Raw genomic sequence first — 16,840 nt, 5'->3', positions numbered from 1 at the left:
ATTGAAAACTATTTTAGGTGATGTACAAAGGAAAACTAGTAATTTAGAATTATTCTAAGTGACACAAAAAAACCTTTCCATTTTTTGGAAAGGTTTTTTTGAAAAATTTGATTTCTTTCTTAGAAGAAACTGTATCCGATTCCGATTGTCCACAGATTTAATCGCTGCTTATCAGTGTTGCTTGTGCTCATGTTGGTCAAACCGTATTCGTAACGCAAGTCAACAGATATTTTTTTGATGTCGACACCTAAACCGCCAACTAAACCCGTCATGCTGTCTTTAAAGTCATCCACCGCAACTGGGAGATTCGATTCATTCTTATCCACAACAAATGAGAATACCGGACCAACTTGTACGCGCGCACCGATTGGCCCTAAGCCAAATTTAGTACCAAGTAAAATAGGTAAGTCTATGTTCGAAAATTTTACATCCGCTTCATCTGATTCAGCACCTGAAGTTGTCAAGTGAGCATTCTTTGTGGTGTAGTACAACTCGGGCTGTACATGGAATCCAGCGATGCCAACGCGTCCCCAGATACCAGCTAAAAATCCTGCAGCATTGTCTGAATTGAAAACCTTGTCTTCAGATGTAAGTTTCGTAAAATTTAAACCAGCCTTAACCCCCAACTTAAACGTAGGCAGAATTTGGGCTTCTGTGGATGCAACAGTTCCTAATGCAATAAAAAAGAGTAGAATTAGTTTTTTCATATTTTAAATATTAATTTTATACACTATTTATGTTTTTCACGACAATATTAAGCAAAATATGATAACATTTAAAATTTCGAATGAGGATTGGAAAGTATTAAAGCTTAAGCTTCAACGAAAATATAATTCGTTGACCGATGAGGATTTACGCTATTCCGAAGGAGAAGAACATGAATTACTTAACCGTCTGTCAAAAAGATTGCGCAGGAGTACAGATTATATTCTTTTCACGTTATCTAAGGAATTGACGGATTTAACGAGTAACCGCTTATAAGCACTATGGAAGAAATTTCTTGGGAGGATTTTGAGAAAGTTGACTTGCGCGTAGGAACTATTAAAAGCGCAGAAATATTTCCTAAGGCGCGAAAACCAGCTTATAAACTGCAAATCGATTTTGGTGAAGAAATCGGGATATTAAATTCTAGTGCACAAATCACGCATCACTATAGCATAGAAGAATTAATTGGAAAGCAAATTGTTGCGGTAGTTAATTTTCCGGAAAAACAGATTGCAAATTTTTTCTCCCAATGCCTTGTCACAGGCTTTCCTGACGAAAACAATAACATAATTTTAACATCTGTTGACAAACTTTTGCCTAACGGAAGCCGATTAATGTAACAATGATTTACTCTTTCGAAGAAAACCCCACCACCGAACAAACGGATGAAATTTACATGCGCGAAGCGCTGAAACTGGCAAAGCGAGCTTTTGATGAGGATGAAGTTCCTATTGGCGCAATCATTGTCAGCCAAGGTAAAATTATCGGCAAAGGCTATAATTTGACACAGCGTTTGAATGACGTGACTGCACATGCCGAAATGCAAGCATTCACGGCTGCCGCAAATTATTTGGGTGGAAAATATTTAAAAGACTGCACGCTCTACGTGACGGTTGAGCCTTGTGTGATGTGTGCTGGCGCAGCCTATTGGACTCAAATCTCAAAGATTGTTTTTGGCGTGTATGATGATAAGCGCGGCTCATCAAAATTTGGACAATTGTTCCATCCTAAAACGGAAATAAAAAACGGCGTATTGGAAGAGGAATGTTCGGAATTAATAAAATCATTTTTCCGTAATAAAAGAGACAAATAATGCGTTTCAAGATAAGTTAACAAACAGAACAGGCATTAATTTGTTATATTCGTAGTATAATTAATCAACTCATAAAAATAAAAATATTATGGCATTTGAATTAGAAGCGTTACCATACGCATCAGACGCATTGGAACCACATATTGATAAAGATACCATGGAAATTCACCATGACCGTCATCACCAAGCTTATGTTGACAACTTAAACAAAGCAATTGCTGGTACAGATGCGGAAAATCTTTCTATCGAAGAAATCGTAAAAAATATCAGTAAATATCCAGCGGCTGTTCGCAACAATGGCGGTGGTCATTTTAACCACCAATTATTTTGGACGGTTTTAGGTCCAAATGCTGGCGGTGAGCCAACAGGTGATTTATTGACAGCAATCAATGAAACTTTCGGGTCTTTTGAAGATTTGAAGAAAGAATTGCAAAATGCGGGTGCAACTCGCTTTGGGTCAGGATGGTCTTGGTTAATTGTTGACGAAAGTGGCAAATTAGCAGTGACCTCAACTCCAAACCAAGATAATCCATTTATGGATGTAGCCGAGAAAAAAGGTACGCCAATTTTAGGAATTGATGTTTGGGAACATGCATACTACTTAAAATATCAAAACAAACGCCCGGCATACCTTGATGCAATCTTCAATGTAATTAATTGGGATGCTGTAGCAAAAAGATACCAAGACGCTAAATAATTTTAGTGTGATTTTCAAAAAGGCGATACGAAGAATTCTGAATATCGCCTTTTCTTATTTAATCAAAATGCATATGAATAGGATTCGTTTTTATCAGGTGGGATTGTGGTTAATTCTATTTATCCCTATTATCGCTTGTTCTCAACAAGCAAAAAAGCAAAAGGAAACATCGACTGCTGATTTCTCGAAACTACCCCCAAATTCTTCAGCTGCTATCGATACTGCTACCTTCGCAGCTGGTTGTTTCTGGTGCGTGGAAGCGCAATTCCAGGTAGTCGATGGCGTTCAATCGGTTACTTCGGGATATATTGGAGGTAAAGTGAAGAACCCAACCTACAAACAAGTTTCAAGCGGAAATACAGGACATGCGGAAGCAATCAATATCGTATTTGACCCAAAAATTATTACTTTTGATGAGCTTTTGGAAATGTTCTTTTTGGCGCATGACCCAACGCAATTGAACAGGCAGGGAAATGATGTTGGGACGCAATATCGTTCTGCGATTTTTGTTCATTCCAAAGCGCAATTGGATAAAGTCAATTACTACATCAAAAAGCTAAACGAAGAAAAGGTATACGATAAGCCGCTGGTTACGCAGGTGGAGCCTTATGGCACATTTTATAAAGCAGAAGATTATCATCAAGAATATTATTTAAATAATGGGGGCGAAGCATATTGTCAATATGTAATCCAGCCCAAACTAGAGAAGTTTAAAAAGGTCTTCTCCAACAAACTTAAAAATTAAACTATGTTAAAAGGATTTTTTAATGTTCCAACCCCAACAAATGAAGTCGTTAATTCTTACGCACCTGGAACCAAAGAAAGAAGTTTATTAAAAGAAGCATTAGCGGAAGCAAAATCCGTACAATTGGATATTCCAATGTATATCGGCTCTGAGGAAATCCGCACAAACAAAAAAGTAAAAATTACTGCTCCTCATGACCATAAGTTAGTTTTAGGTCATTATCATTACGGAACAAAAAAACATGTTAAAGATGCTATCGATGCTGCGTTAGCGGCAAAAGAAGATTGGCAAAATTTAGCATGGGAACAACGTGCGGCAATCTTTTTAAAAGCCGCAGAATTGATTTCTACAAAATACCGCTATAAATTAAATGCTGCGACTATGCTCGGGCAATCAAAAAGCCCTTATCAGGCAGAGATTGATGCGGCATGCGAGTTAATCGATTTCTTGCGTTTCAATGTGAAATACATGACTGAAATCTATCAGCAACAGCCTCCAGTATCACCTAAAGGCATTTGGAATCGTGTTGAGCAACGTCCATTAGAGGGATTTGTATTTGCTTTGACACCTTTCAATTTTACAGCGATTGCTGGAAATCTTCCGACTTGTGTGGCGATGATGGGTAATGTTGTTGTTTGGAAGCCATCCAATGCGCAGGTGTATTCGGCAAATGTGCTGATGGAAATTTTTAAAGAAGCAGGTTTGCCGGATGGTGTTATCAATTTAGTTTATGTGGATGGTCCAGATGCAGGTGATGTAATCTTTAAGCATCCTGATTTCGCGGGAATTCACTTTACAGGCTCAACGGGAGTTTTTCAAGATATATGGAAAACAATCGGAGAGAATATTCATCGCTACAAAACATATCCTCGCATCGTTGGAGAAACAGGCGGTAAAGATTTTATCGTTGTCCATCCTTCTGCAGATATTCAAGTTGTCAATACAGCCTTAGTACGCGGTGCATTCGAATACCAAGGTCAAAAATGTTCTGCTGCTTCTCGTGCTTACATTCCTAAATCCATGTGGAAGGAATTGAAGAAGCTGATGGAAAGAGATATTAAGTCATTTAAAATCGGTCCAGTTGATGATTTTTCGAATTTCATCAACGCTGTAATTGATGAGAAATCATTTGACAAAATCACCAAATACATCGACCGTGCGAAAAATGCCAAAGATGCTGATATTATAATCGGTGGTGAGTATGATAAATCCAAAGGGTATTACATCAACCCAACGGTTATCGTTGCTAAAAAGCCAGATTACGAAACACTTTCTGAAGAATTGTTTGGCCCTGTGTTAACAGTTTATGTGTACGAAGACAAGAAATTCTCAGAGGTTTTGGATATTGTTGACCAAACGTCCATTTACGCATTGACAGGTTCAATTATTTCGCAAGACCGTTACGCGATTGCTGAGGCTTCTGAAAAATTAAAAAACGCTGCAGGTAACTTTTACATCAATGATAAATGTACAGGAGCTGTCGTAGGCCAACAGCCTTTCGGAGGAGCTAGAGGTTCTGGAACGAATGATAAAGCGGGTTCGATGATTAACTTATTGCGTTGGGTTTCTCCTAGAACAATTAAAGAAACATTTAGTCCGGATACCAATTATCGTTATCCATTCTTATCAGAAGAATAATCTCTTTATGGAAGTTTTTGCTATCGTTCGAGGATGGGGACTTTCATAAAAAATATCAATACACAGAAAACGGTGATAAATTTTATCGCCGTTTTCTATTTGTTTTATAAATCTTGGTATTAATCTTCTTTTAATACTGCTTGGTCTAAATCTTCGCCAGTAACTTCTGCTCTGATTTTAGCTTCCAATTCGTCCATTAAATCTGGATTATCTAACAGTAAAGCTTTTACCGCATCACGTCCCTGACCTAATTTAGTATCTCCGTAGCTAAACCATGAGCCCGCTTTTTTGACGATGTTGTATTCCACACCTAAATCGATGATTTCACCTACCTTCGAAATTCCTTGACCAAACATAATGTCAAATTCTGCAATTCGGAATGGAGGAGCAACTTTGTTCTTAACGATTTTTACTTTTACGCGATTACCTGAAACTTCATCAGAATCTTTAATCTGCGAAGTACGGCGAATATCTAAACGAACTGATGCGTAAAATTTCAAAGCATTACCACCGGTCGTTGTTTCTGGATTTCCGAACATCACCCCAATTTTTTCACGTAATTGGTTGATGAAAATACAGCAACAGTTAGTTTTAGAAATCGTACCTGTTAATTTACGCAATGCTTGGGACATCAAACGCGCTTGTAAACCCATTTTCGAGTCACCCATTTCGCCTTCAATCTCTCCTTTAGGAACTAAAGCAGCAACTGAGTCAATAACAATTACATCAATCGCTCCGGAACGGATTAAGTTATCCGCAATTTCTAATGCTTGCTCACCATTGTCAGGCTGTGCAATCAATAGATTTTCCACATCAACGCCTAATTTTTGGGCGTAATATTTATCAAAAGCATGTTCCGCATCAATGATTGCTGCGATACCGCCTTTTTTCTGTGCTTCCGCAACGATGTGCGTAGCTAAAGTTGTTTTACCTGAAGATTCTGGCCCATAGATTTCGATAACGCGGCCTTTCGGAACACCGCCGATGCCTAAGGCAATATCCAATCCTAAAGAACCTGTCGAAATCGATTCGATTTGTTCGATTGCCGCATCGCCTAATTTCATTACAGCACCTTTACCGTATGATTTTTCTAGTTTATCTAATGTAAGCTGTAAGGCTTTTAATTTATCTGGATTACTCATATTTTTAGTATTATTGATTCAAAAATACACTTAATTTTGGAAATACAAAAATTATTTTGCTAAAAAAATTAGTTTTTATTTAATCTATTTTCTTTTTAGTTTTCAATTGTTTCTCGTAATATTTACACATGTAGGTAATTGGACAGATTTCGCATTTTGGACTTCTTGCTACACAGATATAGCGTCCATGCAAAATCAACCAATGATGTGCCACAGCAATCGTTTCTTTGGGCAGGTGTTTCACCAATTGTTTTTCTACCGCTAACGGAGTCTTCGCATTGGAAGTTAAACCTAATCGATTGCTTACACGAAAAACGTGTGTATCGACAGCCATCGATGCGTTATTAAATACCACCGAAGAAATAACATTTGCCGTTTTCCGACCAACGCCAGGCAATTTAATTAAGTCTTCGATTTTTTCTGGAATATCTCCATTGAATTCATTCAATAAAACATTGGCCATGCCGACTAAATGTTTTGCTTTATTGTTTGGATAACTGACGGATTTAATATAGGAATAAACTTCTTCCACACTAGCGGCCGCTAATTCATGGACTTCGGGAAACCGTTCGAACAGTGCGGGAGTTACGAGATTGATTCGTTTGTCTGTGCATTGAGCCGAGAGAATGACGGCGACTAACAACTCAAATGCATTTCCATAATTTAACTCGGTTTGTGCATCTGGGTTATGTGTTGAAAAATAATCTACAAACAGACGGTAACGTTCTTTTAATAACATGCACAAAGATAAACATATTCTAAAAAGGCCGTAAAAGACAAAGTCTCTAAATTTTTAGAGACTTTGCTTTCACTTGCTCAGCGATTTTGAATAATCGAGTATACTTTTTATCGTTTTATCACTTGGGTCTTTCGCCAAATACTTGATGTGAACTTTTAAATTTTCTTCAAACTGTTCCTCATCAATTTCTTGATAAACGTTAATGTCAGTAGTGCAAGTTACTTCTTCAATTTTAGTAGAGTTTTCAACCATACGCGTTAAGTTTGTGTTTTAATTAGTTAACGCAATATACTTATATATATTATGATAGTTTTAACATTTTTTTACTTTTTTGTAGCGATTTTTTTACTTTTTAGAAATCATTTTATCTGCCTCTACAATTGCGTTGTATAAATTAACTACACCGCCACTTACACTAATCTCATCCAAGTACACCTTTCTATTGCTCGCATCTCCTTTAACTTTCACTTTTTGGTCTACTTTAACCACAGATTTTAAAATAATCTCTTTAATTTCTGAAGCGGTTAATTTAGGATAATAGCTTTTTAAAACTGCGGCCAAACCAGCGACTACAGGCGAAGCCATACTTGTTCCGTCTTGTTCTTTATAAGTTGATTCCGGCAGAGTAGAATTGATTTTGACACCGGGAGCAAATACGTCGACGCTTTTATATCCATAATTTGAAAATTCAGCTAAAAGGTCCGCATCCTGTTTCCAGCCCGTAGCACCAACTGTAATCCAATTTTTGGCTTCGCCAATAATTGCATCCAAACTGTCGGTGTAATATTTCATTGGATAATTTTTGACAACATCATTGTCCTCAGCATCATTTCCTGCCGCATGAATTAATAATACATCATGCTCTTCAGCAAATTTAACCGCTTCGTCAACAGCCTTTTTATTGTAGGCGTAGCCTTTACCAAAACTCATGTTGATGATTTTAGCACCATTTTCAACAGCATAGCGAATGCCATTCGCTACATCTTTGTCGCGCTCGTCACCATTTGGCACTAAGCGTACAGTCATGATTTGCACATTATCCGCAACACCGTTGATTCCTAAGTCATTGTTTCTTTTCGCAGCGATAATTCCAGCTACGTGCGTTCCATGGTCAGCATCCGGTCCTTTTACGTCATTATTCCCATAATTCCGTTGAGAAGCATCTTCATAATTATCACCGACGATAGGACGAGGGTCAAACTCTTTGTTCAGGTGATATTCCGTCTGTCCCGTAAAATATTCGTCAGCATCCAGAATGTCTTTGTAGAATTTTTCGAAATTCCCATTATCCAATTCTTTCTTCGCGATGCGGACCGCCATCTTCTGTCTATCATTGGTCGTTTTAAAAGAATCCAAATCAGATTTAGTGACGTCTTTTAAATCTTTGCCGATTGCTTTCACAATGACATCCAATTCCTCTTTCAAGCGGGAATAATTTATCTGTCCAAATTGAGCTTCGTCCAATTTACTTGTGTAATCGCTTACCATTTTCTGATAAGCAACAAATTCGCGTCTTTCGGCAGCCGATAAGGGCGTGCTTGGTAAAACAGATTGGTATTTTGGTTCGTAAATCTTGATTAATCGCGTAACTTCTAAATTATCCTGATTAACGTTTTCACCATTGGCGTTGCCAATAAAATTCCAGCCATGAACATCATCGATATACCCATTGCCGTCATTATCAATTCCATCTCCAGGAATTTCTTCCTTGTTTGTCCAGAGTACGTCTTTTAAATCTTCATGTTTAATATCAACGCCACCATCCAATACAGCAACGATTACAGGACTTGATTTCCTGCCTTTAAGCAACTCATAAGCCTTTTCTGTACTGATTCCCATCACCCCATCTGTCTTATAATCTAAATTAAACCAGTTCGCAGGAGCGCTTTCCTTTTTGGTCTGCGATAGTGCAGCCAGCGGAAGTATGCCTAATGCGGTATATAGAAGTGCTTTATTAAATTTAATCATATCGTTAAATAATTTTATACGTACTATAGCAAATATAATGCAATTGTAGTTGTAGATTTGTTAATTAGTATCAATTATTAATATTTTAGAGTAACTTTAATGTGGTAAATACTTAATCTAATACTTCTTAAAATGACTACAAAACGATATGCTGCGGTTTCGGCCCTAGCTTTACTTATTATTGGATGTTCCGAACAAAAAATGACTAAAAAAACTATTTCTTGGCCTGACGCAGCGTCGCCTGTTGCTGAAGCGAAAGCCTATGAACGAATTATTCATGGTGATACCGTTGTCGATAATTACTATTGGCTGAATGACTATTTCAAAAAGGGTCCTGATAGCGCGAAGGTGATTAGTTATCTAGAAGCAGAAAATACCTACACTGCCGCGATGATGAAGGACACTGAAGGGTTGCAGACGAATCTATTCGATGAAATGAAAGCTCGTATAAAAGAAACGGATGAGTCTGTTCCTTATTTAAGAAATGGCTATTATTACTATACTCGTACAGAAGAGGGGAAACAATATTACAAATTCTGCAGAAAGAAAGGGAATTTAGAAGCAAAAGAAGAAATTTTACTGGATATCGACGCGATGGCTGAAGGATACCCATATTATGCGGCTAGCGGATTTTCGGTCAGTCCAGACAATAAATTGTTGGCCTACGGAGTGGATACGGTTTCTCGAAGAGAATATACGGTTTACGTCAAAAATCTCGAAACAGGAAAAATTTTAACGGATAAAATCGACCGTACTTCTGGAGGCGCAACTTGGGCAAACGACAATAAAACGCTTTTTTACACGTCTAAGAATCCGGTTACTTTATTAAGCGAAAAAATTAAAAGACATACATTAGGCACGAACAGTGCGTCTGATGTTGTTGTTTACGACGAAAAAGATAACACCAATTACATCGGAGTCGGAAAATCGAAAGATGGAAAACACTTGTTCATCTATTCGGGCGGTACTTTGTCTTCTGAATTGTTCTTGTTGAGCGCTGATGACCCGAATGGTAAATTCAAAGTTTTCCAGCCAAGAATGAAAGATGTACTGTATTCTGTAACTCCATTGGCTGACCGTTTTTTAATTCTGACAAATGACGGAGCAAAGAACTTCAAAGTGATGGAATGCCCATTGGATAAAACAGGAAAAGAAAACTGGAAAGAATTTATTCCTCATCGCGAAGATGTATTGATTGAAGGTTTGGATGAATTCAAAGATTATTTGGTGATTTCTGAACGTAAAAACGGATTAACGCAGTTAGCGGTTAGAAATCTGTCTGACGGTCAACAGCATTATTTAAATTTCGGGGAAGCCGCTTATACGGTGTATTCGAGCACGAATGTGGAATACAATACAGACGTTGTTCGTTACGGTTATACCTCAATGGTGACGCCATCGTCGACCTACGATTATAACATGAAAAGCAAAGAAAAAACCTTGTTAAAACAGCAAGAAGTTTTGGGAGGTTATAATTCCGAAGAATATGAAACTGAACGCGTCATGGCGACAGCAACTGATGGTACGAAAGTTCCGATTTCCATAGTCTATAAAAAGGGATTTAAGAAAGATGGTAAAGCGCCGCTGCTGTTGTACGCTTACGGTTCATACGGTTCTTCAATGGACCCAACATTTAGCTCAACTCGCTTGAGTTTGCTGAATCGAGGATTTGGTTTTGCAATTGCGCATATCCGCGGAGGTGAAGAGATGGGAAGACAATGGTATGAAGACGGAAAAATGCTAAAGAAAATCAATACGTTTACGGATTTTATCGATTGCGGTAAATTCTTGATTGAACAAAAATACACAAGCGAAGCACATTTGTATGCTCAGGGAGGAAGTGCTGGAGGTTTGTTAATGGGTGCGGTAATCAATATGGCGCCAAGTCTTTGGAATGGCGTGATTGCACAAGTTCCTTTTGTTGATGTAATCAATACCATGCTGGACGAATCTATTCCTTTAACAACAAATGAATATGACGAATGGGGAAATCCAAATCATAAAGACGCTTATGAGTACATGAAATTGTATTCTCCATACGAAAATGTAAAAGCCGTTGAATATCCGAATTTATTGGTTACAACAGGTCTTCATGATAGCCAAGTTCAATATTTTGAACCTGCGAAATGGGTTGCCAAATTAAGAACCATTAAAAAAGGAGATAACGTGATTTTATTAAAAACAGATATGGATTATGGACATGGCGGTGCTTCTGGAAGATTTGATTATTTGAAAGATGTAGCGTTAAGCTATGCCTTCTTACTGAAATTGGAAAATATCACTAAATAGAGTACAGCTATTTTTGTAATGGAAAATCCTGTTGATTTAACTATCGACAGGATTTTTATTTTAAAAATGGAATTGAAGATTTTGAATTTCAGAATGATAGGATGTAGCAAAATGACTTGTTCGTGCGTTATTAAAAACATCAATAGAACCATTATGAAAAAGAAACTAATTTTTATCTTGTTTGGCATTTTGTTAATGACTTTTAATTCATGTGAAAATGACGAACAAATAATCTATTGCCAAGAAATCCTTGTTTTACAGAAATTGGCTGTTAATTATTTTGATGAAAACGGGAATGACCTTTTATTTAGCAATAATCCAGAATTTGATGTTGAAAATATTTCCATTTATAAAGAATCGGGAGGCCAAAAGCAAGAAATCAATTATGGCATAAATGAAGAAACAAAATCAATTTCCATTCATTTGAATCAAGCTCCTGAAGAAATATTTTTTATTGAGCTTGAGCCCAATGTGATTGATGAAATCAGATTTGAAGGAATACTTGACGACACGAGATTGCCTTGTGAAGAATATAATATTGTCAAACTTTTCCAAAATGAGATGGAGGTCAGTTATAACAACGAACTAAGCGTTTGGGAGTTAAAAAAATAGAGTGGCCATTAAGAGGATTCCAATCTAGCCTAAAGGAACGATTTCTGTTGATTGCTTGATTGAAAATTTATTTTGAAGTTTCTTCTTGTTCAATTGCTCTAGAATCGATTTGGTGCTGTTTGTAATTTTGTTCAGCATTTTTGCTGGCAATACGAGAAACCATAAAGCCCAAGACGGCAATTAACGTCACGACAACCATTCCAAGAACGCGCTTCTTTTTATCTTGTTTAACCAGCCAATACATCACCAAGATATAAGGGATTCCGAAAAATAAATAAAATATAATACTTGGGCCAACCATGTTGTTTAAAGATTATTGTTTTGCAAAATTATTCAAAATATACTGAATCGAAGAATCTGATTGAAATCCTGAACCGAAGATGACATCCAAATTTTCCATCTTTTTATTTTATGTTAAACCTCCTTCCAGATTTTGCCTCTAACAAATGACATAAATAATTAATTGTTAAAAAAACAAGATATTTATTGCATTAATGGTAAGAATATTTTTTATTTTTGCGCTTCACATTTCATAGATAAAAAAGTGTACTGTAAAAAAAATCAGACGGGTTCATTATCACAAGCTTACGCAAAGCTTGTTAATGGCTATTTTTTGCAAAATTCCACACTTACTTGTCCTATATTAAGGTTGCGACGACCAATTCTGCCTCGAGCTTGATTCGGAGGCAGGCAATTTCATGCGCAGAATGTACTTTTCAGCTCGATAGCTACATTCGAAATTAGTTTATTTTATAACAAGCATTGTTAAAAAATTTTAGGTCGAATTAATAAATGACAATTTCCGATTTCTTAATTATCCCAGCAAAACCCGAGCATGTCGCTTACGCAGAAACCATTTGCAATGAGATGTTCGAATCTGCAAAAGCTCGCGGTACTGGTATTGCACGGCGAAAACCCGAATACATTTCTAAAAAAATAAATGAGGGCAAAGCTGTTATTGCTTTGCATAAAGATGGCACCTGGGCTGGTTTCTGTTACATTGAAACTTGGAGCCACGGCGATTATGTAGCGAACTCAGGCTTAATCGTCAATCCAGAATTTAGAAAAGTTGGTTTGGCAAAAGCCATCAAAAAGCGAGTTTTTGACCTTTCGCGAGAGAAATATCCCAATTCCAAAATATTTGGCTTGACTACCGGATTGGCGGTTATGAAAATCAATTCGGATTTAGGATATGAACCTGTGACCTATTCTGAACTAACCCAAGATGAAGAATTTTGGAAAGGTTGCCAATCCTGTATCAATTACGATATTTTGATGAGCAAAGAGCGTAAGAATTGCATGTGCACAGCTATGCTTTGGGATCCTGTAGAGAAGGAACGCGAGTTGAAAGAGAAATTGCAACGCAAGGCAGAAGCAAAAGAACGCTTGCAGCGAATTTCTAAAAAGCAATCTTTGCTGAAAAGAATTGAAGCAAAATTATGGGGATCGACCAAGAAAATGGTCGCGTCTATATTTCCTTTTGGTTTAGCTAGCCGTTAAAAGGCATAATTTGATTAACTTTAAAAATAAAATCATCGTTCAATCGATAAAAAAATAAAATATGAAAAAAGTAGTATTGGCATTTAGCGGCGGTTTGGATACATCATTTTGCTGCATCTATTTGACCAAAGATTTAGGTTTAGAAGTTCATTCTGTTGTAGTGAATACAGGTGGTTTTTCAGATGAGGAAATCGCTCAAATTGAAAAACGCGCTTATGATTTAGGGGTTAAATCCCATACAACGATCGACGAAACCGAAGACTATTATCACGATACGATCAAATATTTAATTTTTGGAAACGTGTTGAAGAACGCAACGTATCCATTATCTGTTTCTGCTGAACGTGTTTGCCAAGCAACAGCAATCGCAAACTATGCGAAGAAGATCGGCGCTACTTCTGTAGCTCACGGATCGACAGGCGCAGGAAACGACCAAGTACGTTTTGACATGATTTTCCAAACGCTGATTCCTGGGGTTGAAATTATTACACCAATCCGCGATTTGAAATTATCACGTGAGGATGAAATTGAATACTTAAACAAACATGGGGTTGAATATTCGGCAGAGAAAGCTAAGTATTCTATCAATAAAGGTTTATGGGGAACATCTGTTGGCGGTGCAGAAACATTGACTTCTAATCAATATCTTCCAGAATCTGCTTGGCCTACGCGGATTACTTCGACAGAGCCTCAGAAAATCACGATTGATTTTGTGAAAGGTGAGCCTGTTGCATTAAATGGAAATGTGCTGGATTCTGTACGCGTGATTCAAGAATTGCAAGCTTTGGCGCAACCTTATGGTATTGGACGTGATATTCACGTTGGAGATACGATTATCGGTATCAAAGGCCGTGTGGGCTTTGAAGCTGCGGCTTCATTGATTACGATCAAAGCACACCATACGTTAGAAAAACATACGTTGACGAAATGGCAATTGTCGTGGAAAGACCAATTGGCCGCTTTCTATGGAAATTATATGCACGAAGGTCAGATGCATGATCCTGTGATGCGCGATATCGAGGCATTTTTACAAAGTTCTCAAGCAACTGTTTCAGGACGCGTATTTGTGGAATTGCATCCTTACCGTTTTGTGATTTTAGGAATTGAATCTGATCACGATCTAATGTCTTCAAAATTCGGTTCGTATGGCGAGATGAACGAAGGCTACACAGGTGATGATGTGAAAGGATTTTCTAAAATTTTTGGGAATCAAGTGAGTATCTGGCATAAAGTAAATGGCAGCGGCGAATAAGCTGGAAGTAAAAAAGGCAAGGCTCGAAAATATTGACGAGCTTGCTCTTTTGTTCGATGCTTACCGTGTTTTTTATCAAAAGGATTCTGATTTGGCTTTGGCCAAATCTTTTCTCACCGAACGGTTAGCCAATAGTGAATCCATAGTATTCATTGCTTATTTCGAAAACAAGGCGGTTGCATTTACTCAGTTGTATCCAAAATATTCTTCCGCAAGAGCGGTAAAAAATTGGATCCTCAACGATTTGTATGTGGACGAAAATTATCGGAAGTTGGGTATTGCTTCGCAATTGATTCAGCAGGCGATGGAATTTGTGGAAAGTACGAATGCTAGCTTTGTTCAATTGGAAACTGCCGTGGATAATTACAATGCACAAAAATTGTATAAAAAAATGGGATTTGAAATACAATCGCCAGACAGCGAATTTTTACTGTACAGAAAAGCAGTTCAACAAATAAGCTAACCGATCGCATTTCGGTTAGTATCATTAAAGAAGAATGGAAAAAATTAAAGTAGCAATTATCGGTTCAGCAGGTTACACAGGAGGTGAATTATTACGCATTTTAATTTATCATCCAGCCGTAGATATTGTGTTCGCAAATTCAGCATCCAACGCCGGAAAGAAGGTTTATGATGTGCACAATGATTTATTTGGAGATACTGAATTGGAATTTTCTTCTGATTTCCATTCGGATATCGATGTGCTGTTTTTATGCGTAGGCCATGGCGATGCTCGAAAATTTTTGGAAGCAAACCCGATCGGTTCTTCTGTGAAGATTATTGACTTGTCACAAGATTATCGATTGAAAGCGAATGTTTCTTATCAAGGAAAAGATTTCGTGTATGGCTTGCCAGAATTGAACAAATCCTCGATAGAAAAAGCACAATACATTGCTAATCCAGGATGCTTTGCGACAAATATCCAATTGGCTTTATTGCCATTGGCATCTAAAGGAGTATTGCCAAATGAAATTCATGTCAATGCCACAACAGGTTCGACAGGAGCAGGGCAAAAGCCAGGTGCTACTACTCATTTTTCTTGGCGGAATAACAATTTGTCGGCATACAAATCGTTTGAACACCAGCATTTGCAGGAGATTTCTGAATCTCTAGAGCAATTGCAAACCGGATTTTTGACTTCATCCGAAAAATCATTGCTGGAAAGAGCGGCTGAGAAAATACATTTCGTGCCCCAGAGAGGTGATTTCGCGAGAGGAATTTTTTCTGCTATTTATGTGGAATCAGATTTATCCGAAGGTGAAGCCTACGAGCTTTACGAATCGTTTTATGCAACAGCACCCTTTACTTGGGTCAGCAAATCAAATATTGATTTAAAACAAGTGGTCAATACCAACAAAGCCATTATCCATTTGGAAAAACACGGAAATCAATTGCTCATCCTGACCGCAATTGATAATTTACTGAAAGGTGCTTCAGGTCAAGCTGTTCAAAATATGAACCTGCTTTTCGGATTGGATGAACGTACCGGATTGAATTTGAAAAGCGTAGGTTTTTAAAGACTATACGTGTAACGAAAAAAGCCAGCAGATTCTGCTGGCTTTTCTTTTGTATTTCAAAAATTTACTTATTCTGCAATAAGATTAATTTTGCGTTCAACTGTTACGTTGTCGCCAGTAACTGCATTACCATCTTTATCGACTAAAGAAAGTTTGATTACATTTTCTCCTAATGGCAATCCTGTAATTTCGTAAGGAATCCATTGATCTAAAGTGAAATCTTGACCGTTAATGTTTGCAATCACTTTGTTTCCGTCAGCTGCTAATGTTGTATTTGAAACAAAGAAATCTAACAAGACATTTTTCACATCAGCTCCTTTGTAATCGCCTTTTGGACGGCTATAAAAAATTGCAGGTGCTGTAGGTGCTGCCTCTTGAACAACTTTACCATTCGCATCAACTTTGAATTTAACCAATTTCGAAGCGTCAGCAGTTTTAATCGATTCGTGGTAAGATCTAGACAAGAATGACATCAAATAATGCTCAGAATTCACAGGAACCGTTACACTGTGTTCTGGTTTGTACAATGCAGCGTAAGGCGTATTGTCCAAAATAAAGTGAATGTGCTGACCTTCGTGAGAATTAGCCATTTCATGTGTATGCTCAGTCTGTTCTGTCAATTTGAAGTTTTGAACATCATATTTCACAGTGATTTTAGCTGAATCTGCACCAACTTTTTCTGAAGTAATGGATGCAATTTTCAACGTTGCTCCTGGAAATTCTTTTGAATGCGCCAAAGGATTTACAGCAACTGTATTTTGTGTTGAATCAACAGTCGTAGCAGTTGAATCTGAAGATGTATCTGATTTTTTTGTGTTATTACAAGCCGTCAAACTTGCGGTTACAGCAAGAATAGCTAAAGCGGATTTCCAATTTTGTATTTTCATGATTAAGTTGTTTGTTTATAGATGTAAAAATATAACGTTTTTTATGCTTAACAAAT

19 protein-coding genes are annotated in these 16,840 nt (G+C 37.4%); 12 read left to right on the top strand and 7 right to left on the bottom strand.

All coding sequences use genetic code 11. The features are described from left to right. Positions 1-119: 119 nt before the first annotated feature. Positions 120-707 carry a porin family protein gene (locus C4F49_RS08570; protein WP_196935455.1) on the bottom strand — a complete coding sequence of 196 codons (588 nt, stop codon included), beginning with the start codon at positions 705-707 and terminating at the stop codon, positions 120-122. 58 nt (positions 708-765) lie between these two features. On the opposite strand from C4F49_RS08570, the gene C4F49_RS08565 reads away from it, so the two are divergent. The 6 genes from C4F49_RS08565 to pruA all read left to right on the top strand — a co-directional run bounded on the left by C4F49_RS08565 (position 766) and on the right by pruA (position 4,878). Continuing rightward, positions 766-981 carry a CsbD family protein gene (locus C4F49_RS08565; RefSeq protein ID WP_196935454.1) on the top strand — a complete coding sequence of 72 codons (216 nt, stop codon included), beginning with the start codon at positions 766-768 and terminating at the stop codon, positions 979-981. Between the two features lie 5 nt (positions 982-986). Next, entirely contained in the window at positions 987-1,325 is a 339-nt protein-coding gene (locus tag C4F49_RS08560) for a tRNA-binding protein (protein WP_196935453.1), read from the top strand. A 2-nt stretch (positions 1,326-1,327) separates the two neighbouring features. Next, entirely contained in the window at positions 1,328-1,798 is a 471-nt protein-coding gene (locus C4F49_RS08555; RefSeq protein WP_196935452.1) for a nucleoside deaminase, read from the top strand. Positions 1,799-1,886: 88 nt separating this feature from the next. Beyond that, positions 1,887-2,495, top strand: coding sequence for a superoxide dismutase (locus tag C4F49_RS08550; RefSeq protein WP_231388247.1), 609 nt, complete (start codon positions 1,887-1,889; stop codon positions 2,493-2,495). 73 nt (positions 2,496-2,568) lie between these two features. Next, entirely contained in the window at positions 2,569-3,240 is a 672-nt protein-coding gene (msrA, locus tag C4F49_RS08545; protein ID WP_196935451.1) for a peptide-methionine (S)-S-oxide reductase MsrA, read from the top strand. Between the two features lie 3 nt (positions 3,241-3,243). Next, positions 3,244-4,878 (top strand): L-glutamate gamma-semialdehyde dehydrogenase, encoded by a 1,635-nt coding sequence (pruA, locus tag C4F49_RS08540; RefSeq protein WP_196935450.1) that lies wholly within the window; start codon positions 3,244-3,246, stop codon positions 4,876-4,878. Between the two features lie 119 nt (positions 4,879-4,997). Here the strand turns inward: pruA and recA are convergent, their stop codons facing one another. From recA to C4F49_RS08520, 4 genes are all read right to left on the bottom strand, one after another. Then, complete coding sequence (gene recA, locus C4F49_RS08535) at positions 4,998-6,020, bottom strand: recombinase RecA (protein WP_196935449.1); 1,023 nt, start codon at positions 6,018-6,020, stop codon at positions 4,998-5,000. 79 nt (positions 6,021-6,099) lie between these two features. Continuing rightward, positions 6,100-6,759 carry an endonuclease III gene (nth, locus tag C4F49_RS08530; RefSeq protein ID WP_196935448.1) on the bottom strand — a complete coding sequence of 220 codons (660 nt, stop codon included), beginning with the start codon at positions 6,757-6,759 and terminating at the stop codon, positions 6,100-6,102. Positions 6,760-6,828: 69 nt separating this feature from the next. Then, positions 6,829-7,011 (bottom strand): hypothetical protein, encoded by a 183-nt coding sequence (locus C4F49_RS08525; protein ID WP_196935447.1) that lies wholly within the window; start codon positions 7,009-7,011, stop codon positions 6,829-6,831. Positions 7,012-7,104: 93 nt separating this feature from the next. After that, the gene (locus C4F49_RS08520; protein ID WP_196935446.1) at positions 7,105-8,727 is read right to left on the bottom strand and encodes a S8 family peptidase; all 1,623 of its coding nucleotides are present in this window, start codon (positions 8,725-8,727) and stop codon (positions 7,105-7,107) included. Between the two features lie 132 nt (positions 8,728-8,859). Here C4F49_RS08520 and C4F49_RS08515 point away from each other — a divergent pair, with 132 nt between their 5' ends. After that, positions 8,860-11,016, top strand: coding sequence for a S9 family peptidase (locus C4F49_RS08515; protein WP_196935445.1), 2,157 nt, complete (start codon positions 8,860-8,862; stop codon positions 11,014-11,016). 153 nt (positions 11,017-11,169) lie between these two features. Then, on the top strand, positions 11,170-11,628 hold the full coding sequence (locus C4F49_RS08510) for a hypothetical protein (RefSeq protein WP_196935444.1): 459 nt from the start codon (positions 11,170-11,172) through the stop codon (positions 11,626-11,628). A gap of 67 nt (positions 11,629-11,695) precedes the next feature. On the opposite strand, the gene C4F49_RS08505 is transcribed toward C4F49_RS08510, so the two are convergent. Next, positions 11,696-11,929, bottom strand: coding sequence for a hypothetical protein (locus C4F49_RS08505; protein ID WP_196935443.1), 234 nt, complete (start codon positions 11,927-11,929; stop codon positions 11,696-11,698). A gap of 491 nt (positions 11,930-12,420) precedes the next feature. Between C4F49_RS08505 and C4F49_RS08500 the strand changes: the two genes are divergently transcribed. From C4F49_RS08500 to argC, 4 genes are all read left to right on the top strand, one after another. Then, positions 12,421-13,128 carry a GNAT family N-acetyltransferase gene (locus tag C4F49_RS08500; protein WP_196935442.1) on the top strand — a complete coding sequence of 236 codons (708 nt, stop codon included), beginning with the start codon at positions 12,421-12,423 and terminating at the stop codon, positions 13,126-13,128. Between the two features lie 61 nt (positions 13,129-13,189). Beyond that, the gene (argG, locus tag C4F49_RS08495; RefSeq protein ID WP_196935441.1) at positions 13,190-14,380 is read left to right on the top strand and encodes an argininosuccinate synthase; all 1,191 of its coding nucleotides are present in this window, start codon (positions 13,190-13,192) and stop codon (positions 14,378-14,380) included. After that, complete coding sequence (locus C4F49_RS08490; protein WP_196935440.1) at positions 14,364-14,843, top strand: GNAT family N-acetyltransferase; 480 nt, start codon at positions 14,364-14,366, stop codon at positions 14,841-14,843. Before argG ends, C4F49_RS08490 begins: the two co-directional genes overlap by 17 nt. 34 nt (positions 14,844-14,877) lie before the next feature. Further along, positions 14,878-15,897, top strand: a complete 1,020-nt coding sequence (gene argC, locus C4F49_RS08485) for an N-acetyl-gamma-glutamyl-phosphate reductase (RefSeq protein WP_196935439.1) — start codon at positions 14,878-14,880, stop codon at positions 15,895-15,897. Between the two features lie 68 nt (positions 15,898-15,965). Here the strand turns inward: argC and C4F49_RS08480 are convergent, their stop codons facing one another. Then, entirely contained in the window at positions 15,966-16,784 is an 819-nt protein-coding gene (locus C4F49_RS08480; protein ID WP_196935438.1) for a hypothetical protein, read from the bottom strand. Positions 16,785-16,840: the final 56 nt, after the last annotated feature.

It is taken from the genome of Sphingobacterium hungaricum (assembly GCF_015210005.1).
Classification (GTDB): Bacteria; Bacteroidota; Bacteroidia; order Sphingobacteriales; family Sphingobacteriaceae; genus Sphingobacterium; species Sphingobacterium hungaricum.
This window is presented reverse-complemented; position numbering and strand designations above follow the sequence as displayed.

Excerpts from the sequence above, each read along its gene's own strand:
- C4F49_RS08570 (WP_196935455.1), bottom strand. The coding sequence starts at position 707 with ATGAAAAAACTAATTCTACTCTTTTTTATTGCATTAGGAACTGTTGCA.
- C4F49_RS08565 (WP_196935454.1), top strand. The coding sequence starts at position 766 with ATGATAACATTTAAAATTTCGAATGAGGATTGGAAAGTATTAAAGCTT.
- C4F49_RS08560 (WP_196935453.1), top strand. The coding sequence starts at position 987 with ATGGAAGAAATTTCTTGGGAGGATTTTGAGAAAGTTGACTTGCGCGTA.
- C4F49_RS08555 (WP_196935452.1), top strand. The coding sequence starts at position 1,328 with ATGATTTACTCTTTCGAAGAAAACCCCACCACCGAACAAACGGATGAA.
- C4F49_RS08550 (WP_231388247.1), top strand. The coding sequence starts at position 1,887 with ATGGCATTTGAATTAGAAGCGTTACCATACGCATCAGACGCATTGGAA.
- msrA (WP_196935451.1), top strand. The coding sequence starts at position 2,569 with ATGAATAGGATTCGTTTTTATCAGGTGGGATTGTGGTTAATTCTATTT.
- pruA (WP_196935450.1), top strand. The coding sequence starts at position 3,244 with ATGTTAAAAGGATTTTTTAATGTTCCAACCCCAACAAATGAAGTCGTT.
- recA (WP_196935449.1), bottom strand. The coding sequence starts at position 6,020 with ATGAGTAATCCAGATAAATTAAAAGCCTTACAGCTTACATTAGATAAA.
- nth (WP_196935448.1), bottom strand. The coding sequence starts at position 6,759 with ATGTTATTAAAAGAACGTTACCGTCTGTTTGTAGATTATTTTTCAACA.
- C4F49_RS08525 (WP_196935447.1), bottom strand. The coding sequence starts at position 7,011 with ATGGTTGAAAACTCTACTAAAATTGAAGAAGTAACTTGCACTACTGAC.
- C4F49_RS08520 (WP_196935446.1), bottom strand. The coding sequence starts at position 8,727 with ATGATTAAATTTAATAAAGCACTTCTATATACCGCATTAGGCATACTT.
- C4F49_RS08515 (WP_196935445.1), top strand. The coding sequence starts at position 8,860 with ATGACTACAAAACGATATGCTGCGGTTTCGGCCCTAGCTTTACTTATT.
- C4F49_RS08510 (WP_196935444.1), top strand. The coding sequence starts at position 11,170 with ATGAAAAAGAAACTAATTTTTATCTTGTTTGGCATTTTGTTAATGACT.
- C4F49_RS08505 (WP_196935443.1), bottom strand. The coding sequence starts at position 11,929 with ATGGTTGGCCCAAGTATTATATTTTATTTATTTTTCGGAATCCCTTAT.
- C4F49_RS08500 (WP_196935442.1), top strand. The coding sequence starts at position 12,421 with ATGACAATTTCCGATTTCTTAATTATCCCAGCAAAACCCGAGCATGTC.
- argG (WP_196935441.1), top strand. The coding sequence starts at position 13,190 with ATGAAAAAAGTAGTATTGGCATTTAGCGGCGGTTTGGATACATCATTT.
- C4F49_RS08490 (WP_196935440.1), top strand. The coding sequence starts at position 14,364 with ATGGCAGCGGCGAATAAGCTGGAAGTAAAAAAGGCAAGGCTCGAAAAT.
- argC (WP_196935439.1), top strand. The coding sequence starts at position 14,878 with ATGGAAAAAATTAAAGTAGCAATTATCGGTTCAGCAGGTTACACAGGA.
- C4F49_RS08480 (WP_196935438.1), bottom strand. The coding sequence starts at position 16,784 with ATGAAAATACAAAATTGGAAATCCGCTTTAGCTATTCTTGCTGTAACC.